This is a genomic window from Bradyrhizobium sp. SEMIA (genome assembly GCF_014844175.1).
Classification (GTDB): domain Bacteria; phylum Pseudomonadota; class Alphaproteobacteria; order Rhizobiales; family Xanthobacteraceae; genus Bradyrhizobium; species Bradyrhizobium arachidis.
Genome location: NZ_CP046601.1, coordinates 4951196 through 4969618 on the forward strand (window position 1 = coordinate 4951196; position 18423 = coordinate 4969618).

9 protein-coding genes and 1 pseudogene are annotated in these 18423 nt (G+C 65.5%); 4 read left to right on the top strand and 6 right to left on the bottom strand.

Translation table 11 applies throughout. From position 1 onward, the window contains the following. Positions 1-175: 175 nt before the first annotated feature. Positions 176-1309 carry a nitronate monooxygenase gene (locus FOM02_RS24225; RefSeq protein WP_027558628.1) on the bottom strand — a complete coding sequence of 378 codons (1134 nt, stop codon included), beginning with the start codon at positions 1307-1309 and terminating at the stop codon, positions 176-178. 254 nt (positions 1310-1563) lie between these two features. Here FOM02_RS24225 and FOM02_RS24230 point away from each other — a divergent pair, with 254 nt between their 5' ends. Both FOM02_RS24230 and yghU read left to right on the top strand, forming a co-directional pair. Beyond that, the gene (locus FOM02_RS24230) at positions 1564-3219 is read left to right on the top strand and encodes a flavin-containing monooxygenase (protein ID WP_027558629.1); all 1656 of its coding nucleotides are present in this window, start codon (positions 1564-1566) and stop codon (positions 3217-3219) included. 170 nt (positions 3220-3389) lie between these two features. Then, on the top strand, positions 3390-4268 hold the full coding sequence (gene yghU, locus FOM02_RS24235; protein WP_027558630.1) for a glutathione-dependent disulfide-bond oxidoreductase: 879 nt from the start codon (positions 3390-3392) through the stop codon (positions 4266-4268). A gap of 189 nt (positions 4269-4457) precedes the next feature. Here yghU and FOM02_RS24240 read toward each other — a convergent pair whose 3' ends face one another. From FOM02_RS24240 to FOM02_RS24260, 5 genes and pseudogenes are all read right to left on the bottom strand, one after another. Beyond that, entirely contained in the window at positions 4458-5075 is a 618-nt protein-coding gene (locus FOM02_RS24240; protein ID WP_027558631.1) for a flavin reductase family protein, read from the bottom strand. Between the two features lie 205 nt (positions 5076-5280). Beyond that, positions 5281-6261: an LLM class flavin-dependent oxidoreductase gene (locus tag FOM02_RS24245; RefSeq protein WP_027562581.1), complete on the bottom strand. Its 981-nt coding sequence runs from the start codon at positions 6259-6261 to the stop codon at positions 5281-5283. Next, entirely contained in the window at positions 6258-6989 is a 732-nt protein-coding gene (locus tag FOM02_RS24250) for a 4'-phosphopantetheinyl transferase family protein (RefSeq protein ID WP_027562582.1), read from the bottom strand. Before FOM02_RS24250 ends, FOM02_RS24245 begins: the two co-directional genes overlap by 4 nt. Positions 6990-7221: 232 nt before the next feature. Next, on the bottom strand, positions 7222-7392 hold the full coding sequence (locus FOM02_RS24255; RefSeq protein ID WP_167336559.1) for a hypothetical protein: 171 nt from the start codon (positions 7390-7392) through the stop codon (positions 7222-7224). A 142-nt stretch (positions 7393-7534) separates the two neighbouring features. Beyond that, positions 7535-13976, bottom strand: a pseudogene (locus tag FOM02_RS24260) (amino acid adenylation domain-containing protein). A gap of 136 nt (positions 13977-14112) precedes the next feature. Here FOM02_RS24260 and FOM02_RS24265 point away from each other — a divergent pair. Next, entirely contained in the window at positions 14113-17583 is a 3471-nt protein-coding gene (locus FOM02_RS24265; protein ID WP_027562584.1) for an ATP-binding protein, read from the top strand. Continuing rightward, the gene (locus tag FOM02_RS24270; protein ID WP_027562585.1) at positions 17580-18374 is read left to right on the top strand and encodes a protein-L-isoaspartate O-methyltransferase family protein; all 795 of its coding nucleotides are present in this window, start codon (positions 17580-17582) and stop codon (positions 18372-18374) included. The genes FOM02_RS24265 and FOM02_RS24270 overlap by 4 nt, the downstream gene beginning before the upstream one ends. The last annotated feature ends 49 nt before the right edge of the window (positions 18375-18423 follow it).

Sequence of the window (18423 nt, forward strand, 5' to 3'; positions counted from 1 at the left end):
GCACGCCGTCGCCCTTCGTGGCTCGCTGCGCGGCGCTACGCACCGCGCGGCTCGCACCTCAGGGTGACGGCTACGGGGACAGCGTCATCCTGAGGTGCGAGGTCGGCCGCGCATTTGCGCCGCCGGCCGAGCCTCGAAGGATGGGCCGCGGGCGCTGCTCTGGCCACACACACCATCACTCCGCCACCAGCGCATTCATGTGCTCGACGGCTTCGGCGAAATCTTCCTTGAACTCCTGCACCACGGCGCCTGCCGACTTCACGCTGTCGATCAGTCCCACGCCCTGGCCGACGAAATAGCTGACGAGATCACGCGCCTTCGCATTGCCGCTTGCGGCCGCGCGATCGATCGAATTGAATGCATCGCGGCTGATGATGCTTTGCAGCGGCATCGGCAGCGCGCCCGGGCTTTCCGGCGCGCGGTCCCAGGCATCGGTCCAGACCGAGCGGAGCTGGCGCGCCGGCTTGCCGGTGCGGCCCTTCGAGCGGATCGCATCGCGCGAGGACGCAGCGATCATCTTCTCGCGAAAGATCTCGCTGGTCTCGGCTTCGACGGTCGCGAGCCACACCGAGCCGGTCCATGCGCCCGCGGCGCCCATCGCCATGCAGGCGGCCATCTGCCGCCCCGTCATGATGCCGCCGGCCGCCAGCACTGGTACGTCGCGGATTTTCTTGATCGCCTTGATCACCTCGGGCACCAGCACCATGGTCGAGACTTCGCCGCAATGGCCGCCGGCCTCGGTGCCCTGCACCACGAGGATGTCGACACCGGCCGCGACCTGGCGCAGCGCGTGCTCCTTGGCGCCGACGAGCGCGGCCACAGGGACGCCGTGCGTCTTGCCCATCTCGATCATCGCCTTCGGCGGCACGCCCAGCGCATTCGCGATCAGGCGGATCGGATGATTGAAGGAGACTTCGAGCAGCTCCAGCGCCGTCTTGGCGTCGAACGGCTGCGGCCGGTTGTCGGCGACATCAGTGGTGGTCAGCTCGATATCGTATTTCTTCAGCAGGTCGCGCGTGTAGGCACGGTGCTCCTGCGGCACGCGAGCTTCCAGGCTCTTCCAGGTGACGTCCTTCTCGCCGGCGGTCGAGATGTTTTCGGGGATCAGCACGTCGATGCCATAGGGCTTGCCGTCGACGTGGTCGTCGATCCATTTCAGCTCGCGTTCGAGCGTATCGGGCGTGTGCGCGGTGGCACCCAACACGCCGAAGCCGCCGGCGCGGCTGACAGCGGCAACGACATCGCGGCAATGGCTGAAGGCGAGTAGCGGGAACTCGATGCCCAGCATGTCGCAGATCGGCGATTTCATGGCTCTCTCCCGGCAGCCGCCTTCGTTGCTGTTGTCGCTTTGCGTGCGAGATTGCGCGACGCTAGCCCATCGTCGCCTGCGATGCCATGCCGGATTCGACCCCGCATCTTGCGTGCAGGCGCCGCGCAGTGGACGCACCATTCCGCTCTACAAAATAAGCGGACCAGCGCCGTCCGATTTGCCCCTTGCGCTTTCGTCTCCTTGAGAGAATGCTGGCTCGCAGCAACAGAAAACAAATCAGGGAGCGCCAAGAGATGTCGTCAGCGCAAGCGAATCCGGCTCAGGGTGCGGAAGCCTACGACGTGGTCGTCGTCGGTGCAGGCTTTGCCGGCCTATACATGCTGCACCGGTTGCGCGGGCTCGGCTTCTCGGCACGCGTCTTCGAGCAGGGCGGCGGCGTCGGCGGCACCTGGTACTGGAATCGCTATCCCGGCGCGCGTTGCGACGTCGAGAGCATGCAGTATTCTTACTCCTTCTCCGAAGAGCTCCAGCAGGAATGGGACTGGAGCGAGCGCTACGCGCCGCAACCGGAGATCCTGAAATACGCCAATCACGTCGCCGACCGTTTTGACCTTCGCCGCGACATCCAGTTCAACACCCGCGTCGAGCGCGCCGTGTTCGATGAGCGTGCGAACAGCTGGTCGGTTACGACTTCCGACGGCAGGATCGTTCAGGCGCAGTTCGTCGTGCTCGCCACCGGCTGTCTCTCGAACGCGCGCAGGCCCGACATCAAGGGCATCGAAAACTTCAGGGGGCCCGTCTATCACACCGGCAACTGGCCGCATGAAGACGTCGACTTCACCGGCCTGCGCGTCGGTCTCATCGGCACGGGATCGTCAGGCATCCAGTCGGCGCCCATCATTGCCGAACAGGCGAAACATCTCACCGTGTTTCAGCGCACCGCGAACTTCTCGATTCCCGCCCGCAACGCCGCGCTCACCGACGAGGAGCGCGATGCGTTCCGCAAGAACTATCCGGAGATCCGCCGCTTCGCCCGCGAGGTCGCTCGCAACGGCATCTATGCCGAGCAGCCCGACCGCGGCGCGCTCGACGATGCCGAGGACGTCAGGCGCGCCAAATACAAGGCGCGGTGGGATCATGGCGGGCTCACCTTCATGTACGTCTACAACAATCTCGGTCTCGATCGGGCCGCGAACGACACCGCCGCCAACTACGTCCGCGGCAAGATCGCGGAGATCGTGAAGGACCCTGAGACCGCAAGGCTGCTGCAGCCGAGCAGCCATCCGATAGGCACCAAGCGGATCTGCATCGATACGGATTACTTCAAGACCTTCAACCGGCCGAACGTCTCGCTGGTCGACATCAAGACCAACCCGATTGAGGAGATCACCGCGAACGCGGTCCGTGTCGCAGGACGGGATCACGAGGTCGATGCGCTGGTCATGGCGACCGGCTTCGACGCCATGACCGGATCGGTCGCGAAGATCGACATCCACGGCCGTGGCGGGCAGACGCTGAACCAGAAATGGGCGGAGGGTCCCAAAACCTATCTCGGCCTGATGAGCGCGGGTTTTCCCAACCTCTTCATCGTAACCGGTCCCGGCAGCCCGTCTGTGCTCTCGAACATGATCGTGTCGATCGAGCAGCACGTCGACTGGATCGCGGATTGCCTCGTCCACATGCGCGGGCAGGACCTTGCGACGATGGAGGCGGATAGCGGCGCCGAGGACAAATGGGTCGCCCATGTCAACGAGGTCGCCCATGGCACGCTCTATCCGCAGGCCAATTCCTGGTACATGGGGGCGAACATCCCGGGCAAGCCGCGCATCTTCATGCCCTATATCGGCGGCGTCGGCGTCTACCGCCGCATCTGCGACGAGGTCGCAGCGAAGGGATATGAGGGTTTTGTGATGGAGGCGGAACTGCGGCCGCAGGCGGCAGCGTCATAGAGGCTGTCATTCCGGGGCTCGCCCCGCGGGCGCCTCGGAATGACCGTGGGGAGGGCGCCTGCCATGACGAAACGTAGAGTTGCCCCGCCGGGCAATGCATTTCGGAGGCCTTGCTATCGGCCATCCGCGGTCTAATTAATGCACGCGCATCTTTTTGCCGGAGCCCCCGCATGACCGACGCCCCCGCCTACGTGCCGCCCAAAGTCTGGACCTGGAACAAGGAGAATGGCGGGCAGTTCGCCAGCATCAACCGGCCCATTGCCGGCCCCACCCACGACAAGGAGCTGCCCATCGGCAAGCATCCCCTCCAGCTCTATTCGCTGGCGACCCCGAACGGGGTGAAGGTCACGGTGATGCTGGAGGAGCTGCTGGCGCTCGGCCACAAGGGCGCCGAATACGACGCCTGGCTGATCAGGATCGGCAACGGCGACCAGTTCGGCAGCGGCTTTGTCGACATCAATCCGAACTCGAAAATCCCGGCGCTGATGGACCGCTCGGGTCCGGAGCCGATCCGCGTGTTCGAATCCGGCTCGATCCTGTTCTACCTCGCCGAGAAATTCGGCGGCGCCTTCCTTCCGAAGGAGATCAAGGCCCGCACTGACACCATGTCCTGGCTGTTCTGGCAGATGGGCAGCGCGCCCTATCTCGGCGGCGGCTTTGGCCATTTCTATGCCTACGCACCGTTCAAGATCGAATACGCCATCGACCGCTTCGCGATGGAGGTGAAGCGGCAGCTCGACGTGCTCGACCGTCGCCTCGCCGACAACGAGTACCTCGCGGGGAAGGAGTACACGATTGCCGACATGGCGGTGTGGCCGTGGTACGGCGCGCTCGCCAAGGGGCTGGTCTACGGCGCCGGCGAATTTTTGTCGGTGCAGGACTACAAGAACGTGCAGCGCTGGACCGACCAGATCGCGCAGCGCCCCGCGGTGAAGCGCGGCCGCATGGTCAACCGTGTCTCCGGCGATCCCTCGAGCCAGCTCCACGAGCGGCACGACGCCAGCGATTTCGAGACGAAGACTCAGGACAAGATCGAGCCGGCGACGTAGGTGCCTTTCTTCACCTCTCCCCGCTTGCGGGGAGAGGTCGGATCGCTCTTGCGATCCGGGTGAGGGGGTACAGCTCTCTCGAGCATCTCGCGTGGGGAGAGAAGCCCTTCACCCCAACCCTCTCAGCGCGAGCGAAGCTTGTCGCGGCGCCATAAGAACGGGGCGAGGGAGCGTACCTCCGCCGCGGCGCTACTTCCCCTTCACCCCCTCCGCCGCCGGAAACACCACGCGGTCGTCCGTGCGGCAGTAGCGGTCGGCGAACATGCGGCCGATCGGGTGATAGCGGTCCATGTGCACCCGCATCGCCGTGTCGTCCCACAGCTCGTCGCGGATGTGGAAGTGGATGCCTTCGCCCATGATCAGGCGGCGATCGTCGTTGACGTCGATCAGCTTCCAGAGCTTGCACTCCATCGCCCAGGGCGCGTCGGCGAGCCGCGGCACGGCGATCTTCGACGATGGTGCGAGCCTCAAGCCGAGATAATCGGGTTCGCCGATCTCGGGCGGAAAATCGCCGCTGCTCTCGTGCATGGCCCGCGCCAGCGGCTCGTCGGCGATGTTGACCACGAACTCGCCGGTGCGCTGGATGTTGAGGAAGGTATCCTTGTCCTCGCCATTCGGCTTGCGGTTCGCCGCGAACATGCAGAGCGGCGGATCCTCGCAGAAGGCGTTGAAGAAGCTGAACGGCGCGGCATTGACGACGTCGGTCGGCCCGATTGACGTCACCCACGCGATCGGCCGCGGCAGGATGAAGGACGTCAGCACCTTGTAGCGCTCGCGGGGCGTCAGCTCGCTGGCGGCGTAGTCCATGGTGGCTCCTGGAGGGGCTTGCGTTCTTCACCTCTCCCCGCCTGCGGGGAGAGGTCGAATTCGATCGAAGATCGAATTCGGGTGAGGGGGTACAGGTCCCTCGACGATCTCACGTGTGGGAAGGGGCCCCTCACCCCAACCCTCTCAGCGCGAGCGAAGCTCGTCGCGGCCCCGTAAGAACGGGGAGAGGGAGAAAAGGCAACTTCTAAAACATCCCGCTCGCCGCGAGCGCCTTGCAGACGTGCTGCATCTCGCTCTCATCCGCGACCATGTCGAGCATGATCGTGGTCAGGCCCTTCGCGGCGAACGCTTTCAGCTTCGCGCCGATCTCCGCGTAGCTGCCGACAAGATAGGGGCAGTCGGCCTGGAAGGTCAGGAACGGCAACAGCCAATAGCCATTGTCCTGAAGCTCGCCGCTTTGTCCTTCATACAGCCGCCGCTTCCACACGGAGTCGCTGTTCTCGACCGTGAGCGCCAGCAGCTTGCGATCATCGACATTATCGCGAAAGCGCGCCTTCGCCCCCCGCCGCGCCTCGTCGCGGCTCTCGCGGGCGAAAATCCCAAAGTTCATGCCCGGCGCATCGAGACCGTGATCGAGATCGGGCGGCAGCATCTGCATCTTGATGCAGCCTGTCTCCCTTGCCACGCGCTGCGCCGCCTCGGACTGGCCTGCGATCAAAAATTCCGGCATCAGCTCCGCCGGCAGGCGCGGACGCAGTTGCAAATTGCTGGCGCGGTAGAACCGGCCCTCGATAGTCACCGGGCGCGGGCTCGAGAGCAGCTGGCGCATCAGCGCGACGAACTCGCCGAGCCTGATATAGCGATCGCCATGCGACTGCTCGTCGCCCAGCCCCTGCAAGTCGCTGACTGCGGTCCCCGTGATCATGTTGAGATAGACCTTGCGGCCGTAGAGCTGCGCGAAGGAGGAGACGAACTTCGCCGCCGTGAACGGGTGCATGTAGACCGGGTTGACCGCGATCAGTGGCGAAGACCGCGCTGTTTCCGCCATGATGTGCTGGGCCATCGCCCAGGGCTCGACGAACACGTCGTTGCCTTCGAACAGCAGAATGCCTTCGAAGCCGTTGCGGTCGGCGAACTGCGCCACGCCCATCAGCTCGCCGACATATTTTTTAGGGTCGCGGTTGCGCGAGATCGCCGGAAAGACGCGCAGCCGCGGTAGCGTCATTCCGCCGCTTCCTGGAACGGCCAGGCGTTGCGGCTGATGGGAAGGCCGCCGTCCGCACGGGAGCCGTCGGCGATCGCAAGGCGATGCGAGGGGGAGGGCGAGCACAGCGAAAAGCGCCAGCCCTGGGGATCATCGGCAATATCGGGCTTGAAGCTGATCTCGATCGCCTCGCGCGAAACCTGCATTGCAAAGGCGTCGAGCGGCAGATTGAGGCCAAACCCCCTGGCCTTGAGATAGGCCTCCTTGAGCGTCCAGTAATCGAAGAAGCGCTCGATCGCCGCAGGTTCCGGCAGCCCGCGCAAGGTTTCGACCTCTTCCGGCGCGAAGAAGCGAAGCGCGGTCGACAGTGGCGCAACCCGCCGCGATACGGTTTCGACGTCGACACCGACGGCCTCATGCCGGGACACGACGCAGGCGACGCAGCCGTCGGCATGTGACAGGCTGAAATGCAGTGCGGTCGAGGTCTTCGGCGCTGCGACATACGGCCGTCCGTATCGCCCGGCACCAAACGACCAGTCGGAGGGCGCGACGTTTGGCGCGACCTGGGACAGCGCCAGGCGCAGCATCGCGTGCGCGAAAATATATTGCCGCCGGTGCCGCTCGAACACGAAGCGGTCGGCGCGGACCCGTTCGTCGACCGAGAGTAGGCGACGGCACGCATCGGCGGCGCCCGGCGCGTCAATGGTCTCGATCAATCCGACAAACAGTTCAATTTTGTCGTCTGCCATCAATTGGGCCTTTGGCATCGGGCGGAGGCTGGATTGCCGGTCCCGACGGAAGAAACAACTGAGCAAGAATCAACTGAGCGGACCGCTTGTAACGGTCCACCCGGGCAAATTCTTGTCGATTTGCAGGCCGGTTTACAGGCGCAAGCTTGTGCGAGACCCCAACTCGACGCGCGAGCGGCCGATTTCCGTAAATGAAGCCTGAAGATTCGTGCGGCCTCCCGGCCGAGGATCCTTACTTCTTCTTCTTCTTGGCCTTCTTCGCGCCGCCCAGCACCGAAAGGCTGGCGTCGACGTCCTTCAGCGCGGCCTGGAGCTTCTTCTTCTCGTTGCTCAGCAGCTTTTGCAGGGCCTTTCGGTCCTTGTCGCTCAACGAGGTACCCTTGGCAAATTTGATGAAACCCATAACACACTCCCCCGGTTGAAAATGATCGTCCAAATCAAAACGCGGGAATAATCTTGCGCGGTGGCGTCAAATAATCAAGATGCAACTTGCCCATTCACAGCTTTGGCGAGTGAACCCGTATTCGTCCGTGCTGTATAGCTGGTCATGCCGCCCGGCGCGCGAGCAATCGGCCGAGCGGTGCGTTGGGTTGGGCGCTAGCGGCCACCAGCAGCGCGACGAGATCCTCCATCCATTCGCCGACCATACCGCCGTCGAGCAATTCGCTTTTGTAATTGCATGACCCCGTGATTCCGGTTGGGCGCTCCTTGAGCATCAGCGACAGCCAAGTCTGGTCGATCGGCAGCACCGGCTGGCCTTCGCGCGCGATGTTGCCGATCGAGGCGGTGATGAGATCGGGCAGGTCGAGCGGCTGGCGCAGCGGATTTTGCAGTGTGAAATAAACCTGGAGCAGGGCGGCGGTATCGATCCCCTCCTGCTCCAGATGGTCGGCCACGAGGTTGAACGGCAGCTCCTGCCGCGCATGCGCATCGAGCACGCTCTGGCGCACCCGGGCCAGGGCTTCCACGAACGACAGCTCCGGCGTGATTTTCGTGCGGACGATCACCGTATTCTCGAACGGGCCGACGATTCGGTCGGTGTCCGGCTGGGCACGGTTGGCCATGGCGGTGGCGACCGCGATGTCGCTATGGCCGGTTCGCGCCAGCAGCAGGGCCTTCAGGCCGGTGAGGAGGCACATGAACAAGGTGCCATTGTGCTGGCCGGCAAAGGCTGTGAGCCGTGCGATCAGGTCGGGCTCGAGATTGATCGGATGATGGCCGGTGGATGGGCCCGGGCTTGATTCGCCGTCGAACAGAGCGACCGCGCCGCGCAGATTCTCGGTCCAGTCGGCGGCCTGGCGGCGGGCGGCGTCGGTGCCGCACCACCAGCGCTGCCAGCGTGCGACATCCGCGAAAGCCGGTGGCGATTTCGGCAGCGGCACCGACGGATATCCGGCCAGCGCCGCATAACGGCTCGACAATTCCTCGAACAGCACGCCGATCGACCAGCCGTCGACGATGGCGTGATGCAACGTCAGCAGCAGCACGTGATCGTTCGCGTGGAGCCGCAACAACCGGGCTCGCAGCAGCGGCGCCTGTGTGGTGTCGATCGGGGTGTACGTCTCCTGTTCGATCAGGAGGTCGATCTTCCTGAGCTCCAGCGCCTTGCGGCGCTTGTTGTTGTGGGGATGACCGTCGCCGATCGTCTCGACGGTCACCAAGTGGCGGAGCTTGCCGGGCGGAATGATGCGGCTGGTCGGCTCCTCGCCGTTCCAGCCGAACGTGGTCCGCAGCGATTCGTGCCGGGCCGCGACATCATCGATCGCCTGCGCCAGGGCGGCCGGATCGAGCGGGCCCTGGAGATGGAAGGCAAAGGGCAGGTTGAACAGTGGGAGTCCCGGCAGGTTCTGCTCGATCCGCAGCATCTGGTCCTGCGCGACCGAGAGTGTCGGAGGTCCGCGCTCGGTCAGGAGCGGCGCCGTTGCAGCAGGCTTGCGCGGCTTTGCAGCCACGGCCTCGTCGACCCACCGGGCGAGTTCTTCGATCGTCGGTGCCTCGAAGATGGTCTTGATCGGCAGCGACACCCCGAGCGCACGGGCGACTCGCGCCATCGCCTGGCCCGCCAGCAGCGAATGGCCGCCGAGGTCGAAGAAATTGTCGGTGACACCGATGCTCTCGACTTTCAGCAAATCGGTCCAGATGTCCGACAGCACCTTTTCGGTGAAGCGCCGCGCCGGCACGGCCGCATCCGGTCCGGACGCGTCCACCTGGGCGGGTGCCAGCAGCGCAGACCGGTCGATTTTGCCGTGCGCATTGAGCGGCACCTGCTCCAGGAACAGGAACGCCGACGGAATGGCGTGGACCGGTAGCCGGCTCTTCAGGAACTCGCGCAGCTCGCTGGCGCTGCTCCGGCTGCCCGGTTTTGCGACAATATGGGCGATCAGCCTGACATCGCCGCTCGCCTCGCGGCGCGGCTCGACGATGCCGGCGCGCAATGCCGGATGCTCGGCCAGCGCGGCCTCGATCTCCTTGAGCTCGATACGGTAGCCGCGGACCTTGACCTGTTGGTCGGCGCGGCCGAGGCACTCGATCGTGCCGTCACTGCGGCGGCGGGCGAGGTCGCCGGTCCGGTAGAGACGGCTGCCGGCCTGGCGCGCAAACGGATCGGGCAGGAAACGCTGCCGGCTCTGTGCGGGATCGTTGACATAGAAGCGGCCGACGCCGGCGCCGCCGATGCAGAGTCGCCGACGACGCCGACCGGCTGCGGCTCGAGATTTGCGTCGAGCACGTAAAGCTGCGTGTTCGGCAGCGGCGCGCCGACCGCGACGTTGCTCGTCGCGGTCGGCGGCGCCTTGGTCAGGCGATGCAGGGAGACGTCGTCGGAGCATTCCGACGCGCCATAGGCGTTGACCAGCGGCACTTTCGGGCAGCGGTCGAACCAGGCGCGGCAGAGATCGACCGGCAGCGGCTCGCCGGTCGAGATCAGTAGCCGCAGTTTTGCGAAGGCGCGCCGGATCTGCGCCTCGTCCATGCGATCGAGGATCACGCGCAGCAGTGACGGCACGATCTCCAGCACCGTGATGCCCTCGCGCGTGATCTCCTGCGCGAGTCGGATCGGGTCCTGCACGACCGCATTGGCACAGACATGGACGCGCGCGCCGACCATGGGGCCGGCGAGGAACTGCCAGACCGAGATGACAAAACTCTGCGGTGCGGTCTGGGCGATCACGTCCCTGGCCGAAAGGCGGAGCTCGGCGATGAGCGAGGCCAGATGGTTCGACAGTCCGCGCTGCTCGATCATGACGCCCTTCGGCGCGCCGGAGGAGCCGGAGGTGTAGACGAGATAGGCAAGGCTTGCGGCGTCGCGCCGCGCGGCACGGGCCGGCTTGGTCGCGCCTGGCGCGATCGCGTCTTCGAGCTCGGCCACATGGATGCGCGCGACCAGCGGTTCGAGCAGCGCCTCGACCATCGGCGATTGCGCGCGACCGGCCAGCAGCATCCGGGCGCAGCTTGATCCCAAAATGGTCGCGAGCCGCGCCGGCGGCTGCTCGGGATCGAGATTCAGGAACGCCGCGCCGGCGCGTTGCGCACCCATCATCGCGGCCAGCAAGTCGGGCCCGCGCTCTGCAAGCAGGGCAACCACGCTCTCGGCACCGATGCCTTCGCGCGCCAGCCAGCCCGCCACCGCCTCGCTGCGGCGCGCCAGCTCGCGATAGGTCAGGGACGTTCGACCATCGGACACGGCGATCGCGTTCGGTGTCTTCCTCGCCAGGGCGTCGAAGCGTTCGCTGAGTTTGCCGCGCTTGCCAAAAATGACGCGGGCTCCGCGGCCTTGCGCCAGCACTGCCGGCGTTCGGCCTCAGCCAGCAGCGGCAGGCGCGAGATGTGCTGCTCCGGATTGGCGATCGCGGCCTTGAGCAGGGTCTTGAATTGCGCAGCCATACCTTCGATCGTCGCCGCGTCGAACAGATCGGTCGCGTATTCGAAGAAGCCGGTGAAGAGGCCGTCGGCCTCGACCAGCTCGAGCGTGATGTCGAAGCGCGCGACCTTTGGATCGATCTCGATCCGCCGCGTCGACAGGCCGGGGAAGCGCGCCGCCTCGATCGAGGCATTCTGGAGGATGAACATGATCCGGAACAGCGGATTGCCATCCGTCCTTCGCGCCACCTGCAAGGCGCGCAGCACCTCCTCGATCGGAAGATCCTGGTTGCGGTAGGCATCGAGCGTGACCTGCCGCACCCGCCGCAGCACTTCGCCAAAGCTCGGATCGCCGCCGAAATCGTTGCGAAGGATCAGCGTGTTGGCGAACAGCCCGATCAGGCGCTCGCTCTCGATCTGGTTGCGGTTGGCGATCAGCGATCCGGTCGCGACGTCCTCATGCCCGGTGTGGCGGAACAATAGGCACTGGAACGCCGCGAGCAGCGTCATGAACGGCGTGACGCCCTGGTCCTGGCTCAGCGCGCGGATATCGCCCGACAGCGGCGTGGAGAACTCGAAATAATGACGGGCGCCGTGACCGCTCCAGATCTCCGGCCTCGGCCGGTCGGTCCGTAGTGGCATCGTGGTGACGCCGTCGAGCTGGTTTTTCCAGTAGTCGAGTTGCTGTTGTGCCGCCGGCGTCTGCGCCCAGCTCTGCTGCCACAGCGCGAAGTCGCGATACTGGAAGGTGGGCGAGGGAAGCGCCGCTACGCTCTTCTTGCGCGCGGCACTGTAATGGGCGGCAAGCTCCTCCCAGAACAGCCGCTGCGACCAGCCGTCGGTGACGAGATGATGCACATTGACCACCAGCACGTGGCTGGATGCGCCGAACGACAGCAGCGTGACCTTCAGCGGCGGCTCGCGCGACAGATCGAACGGATATTGCGCGAGCTTGAGCGCCTCGCGCCTGATGACCTCGGCCCGCTTGCCGACAGGGCAAGGCTTGAGCTTGACCCGATCGAATCGAGGGGGCGATCGCAGTACCCGCTGTGCCGGCTCGCCCTGTTGCTCGACGAAAACTGAGCGTAGCGCCTCGTGGCGCGCGCAGATCGCGGTGAGCCCCGCAGACAGCGAGGCGACGTCGACCTGCCCCTTCAGCAGCGCGACTTCGACGACATTATAGTTGTAGTGCGTCGGATCGAGCCGCGAGAGCACGTACATCCGTTGCTGCTGGAACGACAGCGGCGCGTCGGTTTCTCTGGCCTGGCGCCAGGCCGGGAGTGCCGCTTCACGACGGCTTGCGGCGGTCTCGATCCGCGCCGCAAGCGCAGTGACCGTGGCGCAATCGAAGATGTCCTCGAACGAGAAGTCGACATTGAAGCGCTCCCGCAGGCGCGAGCGCATCTGCGTCACCGCAAGCGAATCCGCGCCGAGCGCGAAGACGTCCTGATCGATACCGACTTGCGACAGCTCCAGCAGGCCGGCCCAGATCTCCGCGAGCTGGGTCTCCAGCATGTTCCGCGGCAGTTGCTCCTCGTCGGCGTCCTTTGCCGTCGCGATCAGCTCGGCTAGCGCATTGCGCTTGACCTTGCCGCTGGCGCCTTTCGGCAGCGCCGCCACGCTGCGGATCAGGCTCGGCACCTTGTAGGCGGCGAGACGCTTGCGCGCGAACTGGCGCAGCTGGTCCGAGGTCGCCTCGGAATTCGGCCGCAGCACCACGACGGCGGCGACGTTCTCGCCGAGCTTTGGGTGCGGGACGGCGAACACGCCGGCCTCCAACACCGCGGGATGGCTCAAGAGGATCTCTTCCACTTCGAGCGGCGAGATCTTCTGGCCGCCGCGGTTGATGACGTCCTTGATGCGCCCGACGATGAAGAGGTAGCCGTCGGCATCGAGATAGCCGAGATCGCCGGTCCTGAACCAGCCGTCGCGGTACGCGGCCCGCGTCGCCGCCTCGTCATTGTAATAGCCACGGCTCATGTTGGGGCCGCGCAGCATGATCTCGCCGCGCTCGCCACTCGCAAGCAGCCGGCCGGTCTCGTCCATGATCGCGATCTCGGGGCCTGCGGCGCGCCCCACAGATCCGACCTTGCGCAGCTCGAACGGATTGGCCGCGATCTGCGAGGCCGCTTCGGTCATGCCGTAGGTCTCGAGCACGGGAACGCCGAACGTCGCTTCCAATCCGTTCAGGATCGCGGGCGCGAGCGAGGCGGAGGCCGAACGGATCACGCGCAGCGACGACGAGCGGGCGCGGTCCGGGTCGGCTTCCGCCGCCGTCAGCAGCGCGCGATGGATGGTCGGCACCGCCGTGTACCAGGTCGGTTGCAGCTCCCGCATCCAGCCGAAGAAGGACGCGGCATCGAAACCTTCGGTGCAGATCACGCTGGAGCCTGCGGCCAGCGCCGTCAGCAGGCCGGAGATCAGGCCATGGGCGTGAAACAGAGGCAGAACGTTGAGCAGGCGGTCGTTCGGCGCGAGCGACAGCACGCGGCCGGCATTGCGCGCGGAGAGGCACACATTGCGCTGTGTCAGCGGCACCATTTTAGGCCGCGCCGCCGTGCCCGACGTGAGCAGAATGAACGCATCGTCGTCGCCGCGCGACGCGCCGCTGCTGCTGGCCGGACCGATCGTCGGGCCGATGAATGCGCAGCCGCCGAGATTGTCTTTCGGTCCCGGCACGAAATCGATCACCGCGATATCGAACGCCCTGGCGACGTCACGACTCGGTGAGTTCATGTCGGCCCGGGTGACGAGCGCGGTCAGCTCCAGTTCGCTGAAATAGCGCTGCAGCTCGTCCGCGGTCAGATCGGGATTGACGGGAACGCAGGTGCAGCTTGATGCGACCGCGATCAGCGCCAGCGCGCTGTCGGCACCGCGCGGCAATGCAACGGCGATGCGGTCGGCAGGGCCGATGCCAGACCCGCGCAGGTTACGGATCAGATGCCGGATCAGCTCGTCCAGTCCGCCATAGGTGAGGGCCGGCCGGTCAGGGGCGAGGAGGGCCGGTGTTGATGGCGTCTTCCGCGCATAATGCTCCAGAAGACCGCCGATATGGGCAAAGGTTCCGGTTTCGGCACTTTCGCCGTCCGATCCCTCTCCCGCTCCGGATGCAATGTCGGACAACGCCATTCCCTTTTGATCTGATTGGGCTATTCTTCCCAAGACTTAGGGAACGCGTCCAGTCTGAGGTGAAGTTCGGGCCCCAAAATCTGTGGTTGAGGGACCCAAAGCCCTTCGACGGAGTGAGGGTCGGGCAGAAATCACCATGCTGGAGAACGAGCCGGACATCGGGGCGGAAGGCGGGCTGAAGCGCTGGCTCGAGGCCATTGGCCTCGGCCATTACAGCGATCTCTTCGCGCAGCACCGCCTCGATCTCGATGTCATGCCGGATCTGACCGAATCGGATCTGGTCGGACTCGGATTGCCGCTCGGCGATCGCAAGCGGCTCCAGCGGGCGATGGCCGCGCTGTTCAAGGCGGAAACCGCGGAGACGCCGGCGCCAGCGGCGCGCCCGCAAGCACGGACGGAAGTCGGCGCCGAGCGGCGCCAGCTCACCACCATGTTCTGCGACATGGTAGATTCAACTTCGCTCTCGGTGCAGTTCGATCCGGAAGACGTGCGCGACATGATCGCGAGTTTTCGCGAAACCTGCGTCCGCGTGGTGAAGCATTACGAAGGTTTCGCCGCACGCTTCGTCGGCGACGGCATTCTGGTCTATTTCGGTTATCCGACCGCGCATGAGGACGACGCCGAGCGCGCGGTGCGTGCCGGGCTCGAGATCGTGCGCGTGCTCTCGACCGCGCGCGCGATCGAGCCGCGCGGGGCGCTCACCCACTCGCCCGCCGTCCGCATCGGCATCGCGACCGGGCTCGTCGTGGTCGGCGACCTCGTCGGACAGGGCACCGAGGAGCGCGACTCCGCGGTCGGGGAGACCGTCAATCTCGCCGCGCGCCTGCAAGCCCTGGCGCCGCCCAATGGCGTCGTGATCTCCTCCTCGACCCATTCGCTGCTGAAGGGGAAATTCGACTACCGCAATCTCGGCGTCCATGTCCTGAAGGGCATCTCGGAGAAGGCGCAGGCCTGGCACGTGGTGCGCGCCACGCGGGTGGAGACCCGCTTTGCCGCCGCCATGGGCGGCCGGCTGACGCCGCTCGTCAACCGCGAGGAGGAGATCGCGCTGTTGATGGGCCGCTGGCAGCAGGCCAAGGACGGCGACGGCCAGGTCGTGGTCAAGTTCGGCGAGCCCGGCATCGGCAAGTCGCGCATCATCCAGGAGATCTTCGAACGGATCTCGGGCGACCGCCATGGCCAGGTCTCGTTCCAGTGCTCGCCCTATTACACCTCCACCGCATTCTATCCGTTTGCCGAGCAGCTCAAATTCTCGCTTGGCCTCGACCGCGAGGATGCTTCCGCGCTGTCGCTGGCGAATCTGGAGACCGCGATCGCCGCCGCACATGGCGACATCGAGCAGGTCACGCCGCTATTCGCCGCGCTGCTGTCGATTCCGACCGGCGATCGCTATCCCCCGCTCGAGCTGTCGCCGCAGCAGCAGAAGGACGCGACGGTCGCGGCACTGGTCAATCACTTCCTTGGCCTTGCGCGCGAGATGCCGCTGGTGATCGCGTTCGAGGATCTGCACTGGATCGATCCGACCTCGCGCGAGGTGATCGACCTTCTGGTCGATCGGGTGCAGAACCGGCCGGTCCTGGTCATCATCACCGCGCGCTCCGAATTCCAGCCGAGCTGGAACGCGCATTCGCATATCACCACCTTGGTGCTGAATCGCCTGAGCCGCCAGCTCCGCACGACGCTGGTCGAGCGCGTCGCCGGCAGGGAGCTTCCCAAGGAGGTGGTCGAGGAGATCATCGTCAAGACCGACGGCGTACCGCTGTTCCTGGAGGAGCTGACCAAGACCGTTCTCGAATCCAACCTGTTGACCGAACGGCATGGGCGCTACGTGCTGTCGGGCCCGTGGCGGCAGCTCGCGATCCCGGCAACGCTGACCGACTCGCTGATGGCGCGGCTGGACCGGATGGGGCCGTTCAAGCGGATCGCGCAGATCGGCGCCACCATCGGCCGCGAGTTCTCCTACGAGACGCTGCACGCGGTCGCCAACACGCCGGCCGAGCAGATCGAGGCCGCGCTCAATCATCTGGAAGAAGCGGGACTGATCATGCGCCGCGGCCATCCGCCCGATGCGCTCTATTCCTTCAAGCACGTGATGATCCAGAACGCCGCGCATGCGAGCCTCCTGCACAGCGAGCGGCGCAAGCTGCATTCCCGCATCGCCCAGGTGCTGGGCGAAATGTATCCGGAGAAGACCGAGCGCGAGCCGGAGCTGCTCGCCCACCACCTGACCGAATCGGGCCAGAGCGAGGGCGCCGCCAGCTTCTGGCTCAAGGCCGGCAAGCAGGCGGCCAAGAGCGGCGCCAATCTGGAGGCAATCGGCCATCTCCGGCGCGGCCTCAGCGTCGTGCAGGCCAATGCGCGCATGCAGGGCGCCGACGAGATGGAGCTCGAGCTGCGCATCGCGCTCGGCAACGCGCTGATCGCGGCCAAGGGCTATGCGGTGCAGGAGGTCGAGGAGAACTATACTCGCGCGCTCGAGCTCGGCCAGCAGCTCGACGACGAGGAAAAGGCTTTCGCCGCCACGCGCGGCCTCTGGGTGTGTCACTTCATCCGTGCTGATCTCACCCGCGCGCACGATCTCAGCGTCGAGCTGTTGAAATTCGCCAAGCGCGAGCGGCTCAACGACCGGACCCACCCGGCGCAGCAGACTGGCTATCTGATCGAGGCGCACCGCTCGATCGCGATGACCATGCTCTATCGCGGCCGCTTCGCCGCGTCCCAGCATCATCTGCACCGCTGCATCAACCTCTACAGCCCCGATCTGCATTCCGATCTGATGGAGCGGCACGGCACCGATCCCGGCGTCGTTTCGCTGTCCTATCTCGGCTACCTGCTGTGGTTCCTCGGCCGGCCCGACGCGGCGCGCCAGCACAGCGAGCAGGCGATCCTGCATGCGGAGAAGATCCGCCATCCCTTCTCGCTCGCCTTCGCGCTCGTGTTCGGCGCCTATCTCTGCCAGCATCTGCGCGATATCGAGGGCACGCGCGACTATGCCAACCGCGCCATGATCATCGCCACCGAGCACAATTTCCTGCACTGGAAGCAGCAGGCCGCGATCCTGCGCGGCTGGGCGCTGGCGCAGCTCGGCGAGGCCGACGAAGGCATCAGCCAGATGCGCTTCGGCCTCGACGAATACGAGGCGATGGATTCCTGGCTCGCCGGCTGCTGGTTCCGCTGCCTGCTGGCGGAAGCCTATGCCAAGGTCGGGATGCGCGAGGCCGCCTTGCGCGCGCTGGACGGCGCGCTCGCGACCGCGCGGCGGACCGGCGATCATTCCTACCTCGCCGAGGTCTACCGCCTGCAAGGCGAGATCACGCTGCTCGACCGCGACCCGGCCTCGGTGCAGGAGGCCGAGGATCTGTTCGCGCTGTCGCTGGAGACCGCGCGCAAGCAGGGCGCGCTGTCCTGGGAGCTCCGCACCGCCGTCAGCCTCGCGCGCCTGTCGCACGAGGCCGGCAAGCGCGAGCATGCAAGCCTCCTGCTCGTGCCGATCGTCGGCAAGTTCAGCGAGGGCTTTTATACGCCCGACCTGAAGCAGGCGATGCAACTCGTCAACGAGCTCGGCGCGGACGTACCCGTGCGCGAACCGGCTGATCCCGTGCGATGAATGACCTTGCCGCCGCGCGTGCGCGTTACGTCGCGATGATTGCGAAGCGCGAGCGGATTTCCTCACCGCGCTTGCTCGAAGCACTGGCTGCCGTCCCGCGCGAGGATTTTCTGGCCAGAGGGCCGTGGCGCGTCAAGAGCGAGGCAGCGCGGAGCTACTGGCTGACGCCCGATGCCGATCCGGTTCATCTCTATGACAATGTGCTGGTCGCGATCGACGCGCGCCGCAAGCTGGACGTGGGTCTGCCGAGCCTGTGGGCGCATTTCATCGACGTGCTCGACATCAAGGAGAAGGACCGCGTCGTGCAGATCGGCTGCGGGCTCGGCTATTACTCCGCGATACTGTCGAAGATGGTCGGCCCGAAAGGGCGCGTGATGGCGGTCGATTGCGATAAGGTTCTGGCGTACCGCGCTGCGAGCTTCCTGCGCCGCTATCACAACGTCATCGTGTTTCATGGCGACGGTTGCGAGGAGATCCGTGAACCAGCTGACGTGATCATCATCCACGCCGGTTTCTCGCATCCGCATCCGCTCTGGCTCCAGTCGCTCCGCCCGCGTGGCCGCCTCCTGGTGCCGCTGACCCAGCGGGACCGCGAAGGTGCCGCGATCAAGATCACGCGCAAGGGCAAAGGCTTCGAAGCCGAGGCGGTGCAGCAGATTCGGATCTATCCCGGCCTGGGCCGAGGTATGACCGCGCTCGACGACCGCGTCGCGGACTGGTGGCAGCGCGCCTCCGCGCTTTCGCCGCTGCGGTTTCGGAGGATAGAGCAGGGACTGCCCTCGGATGGCTAACAATTCGTTTCATTTTACCTTGATTGCGAATCCAAGTTTCCAATGTCTC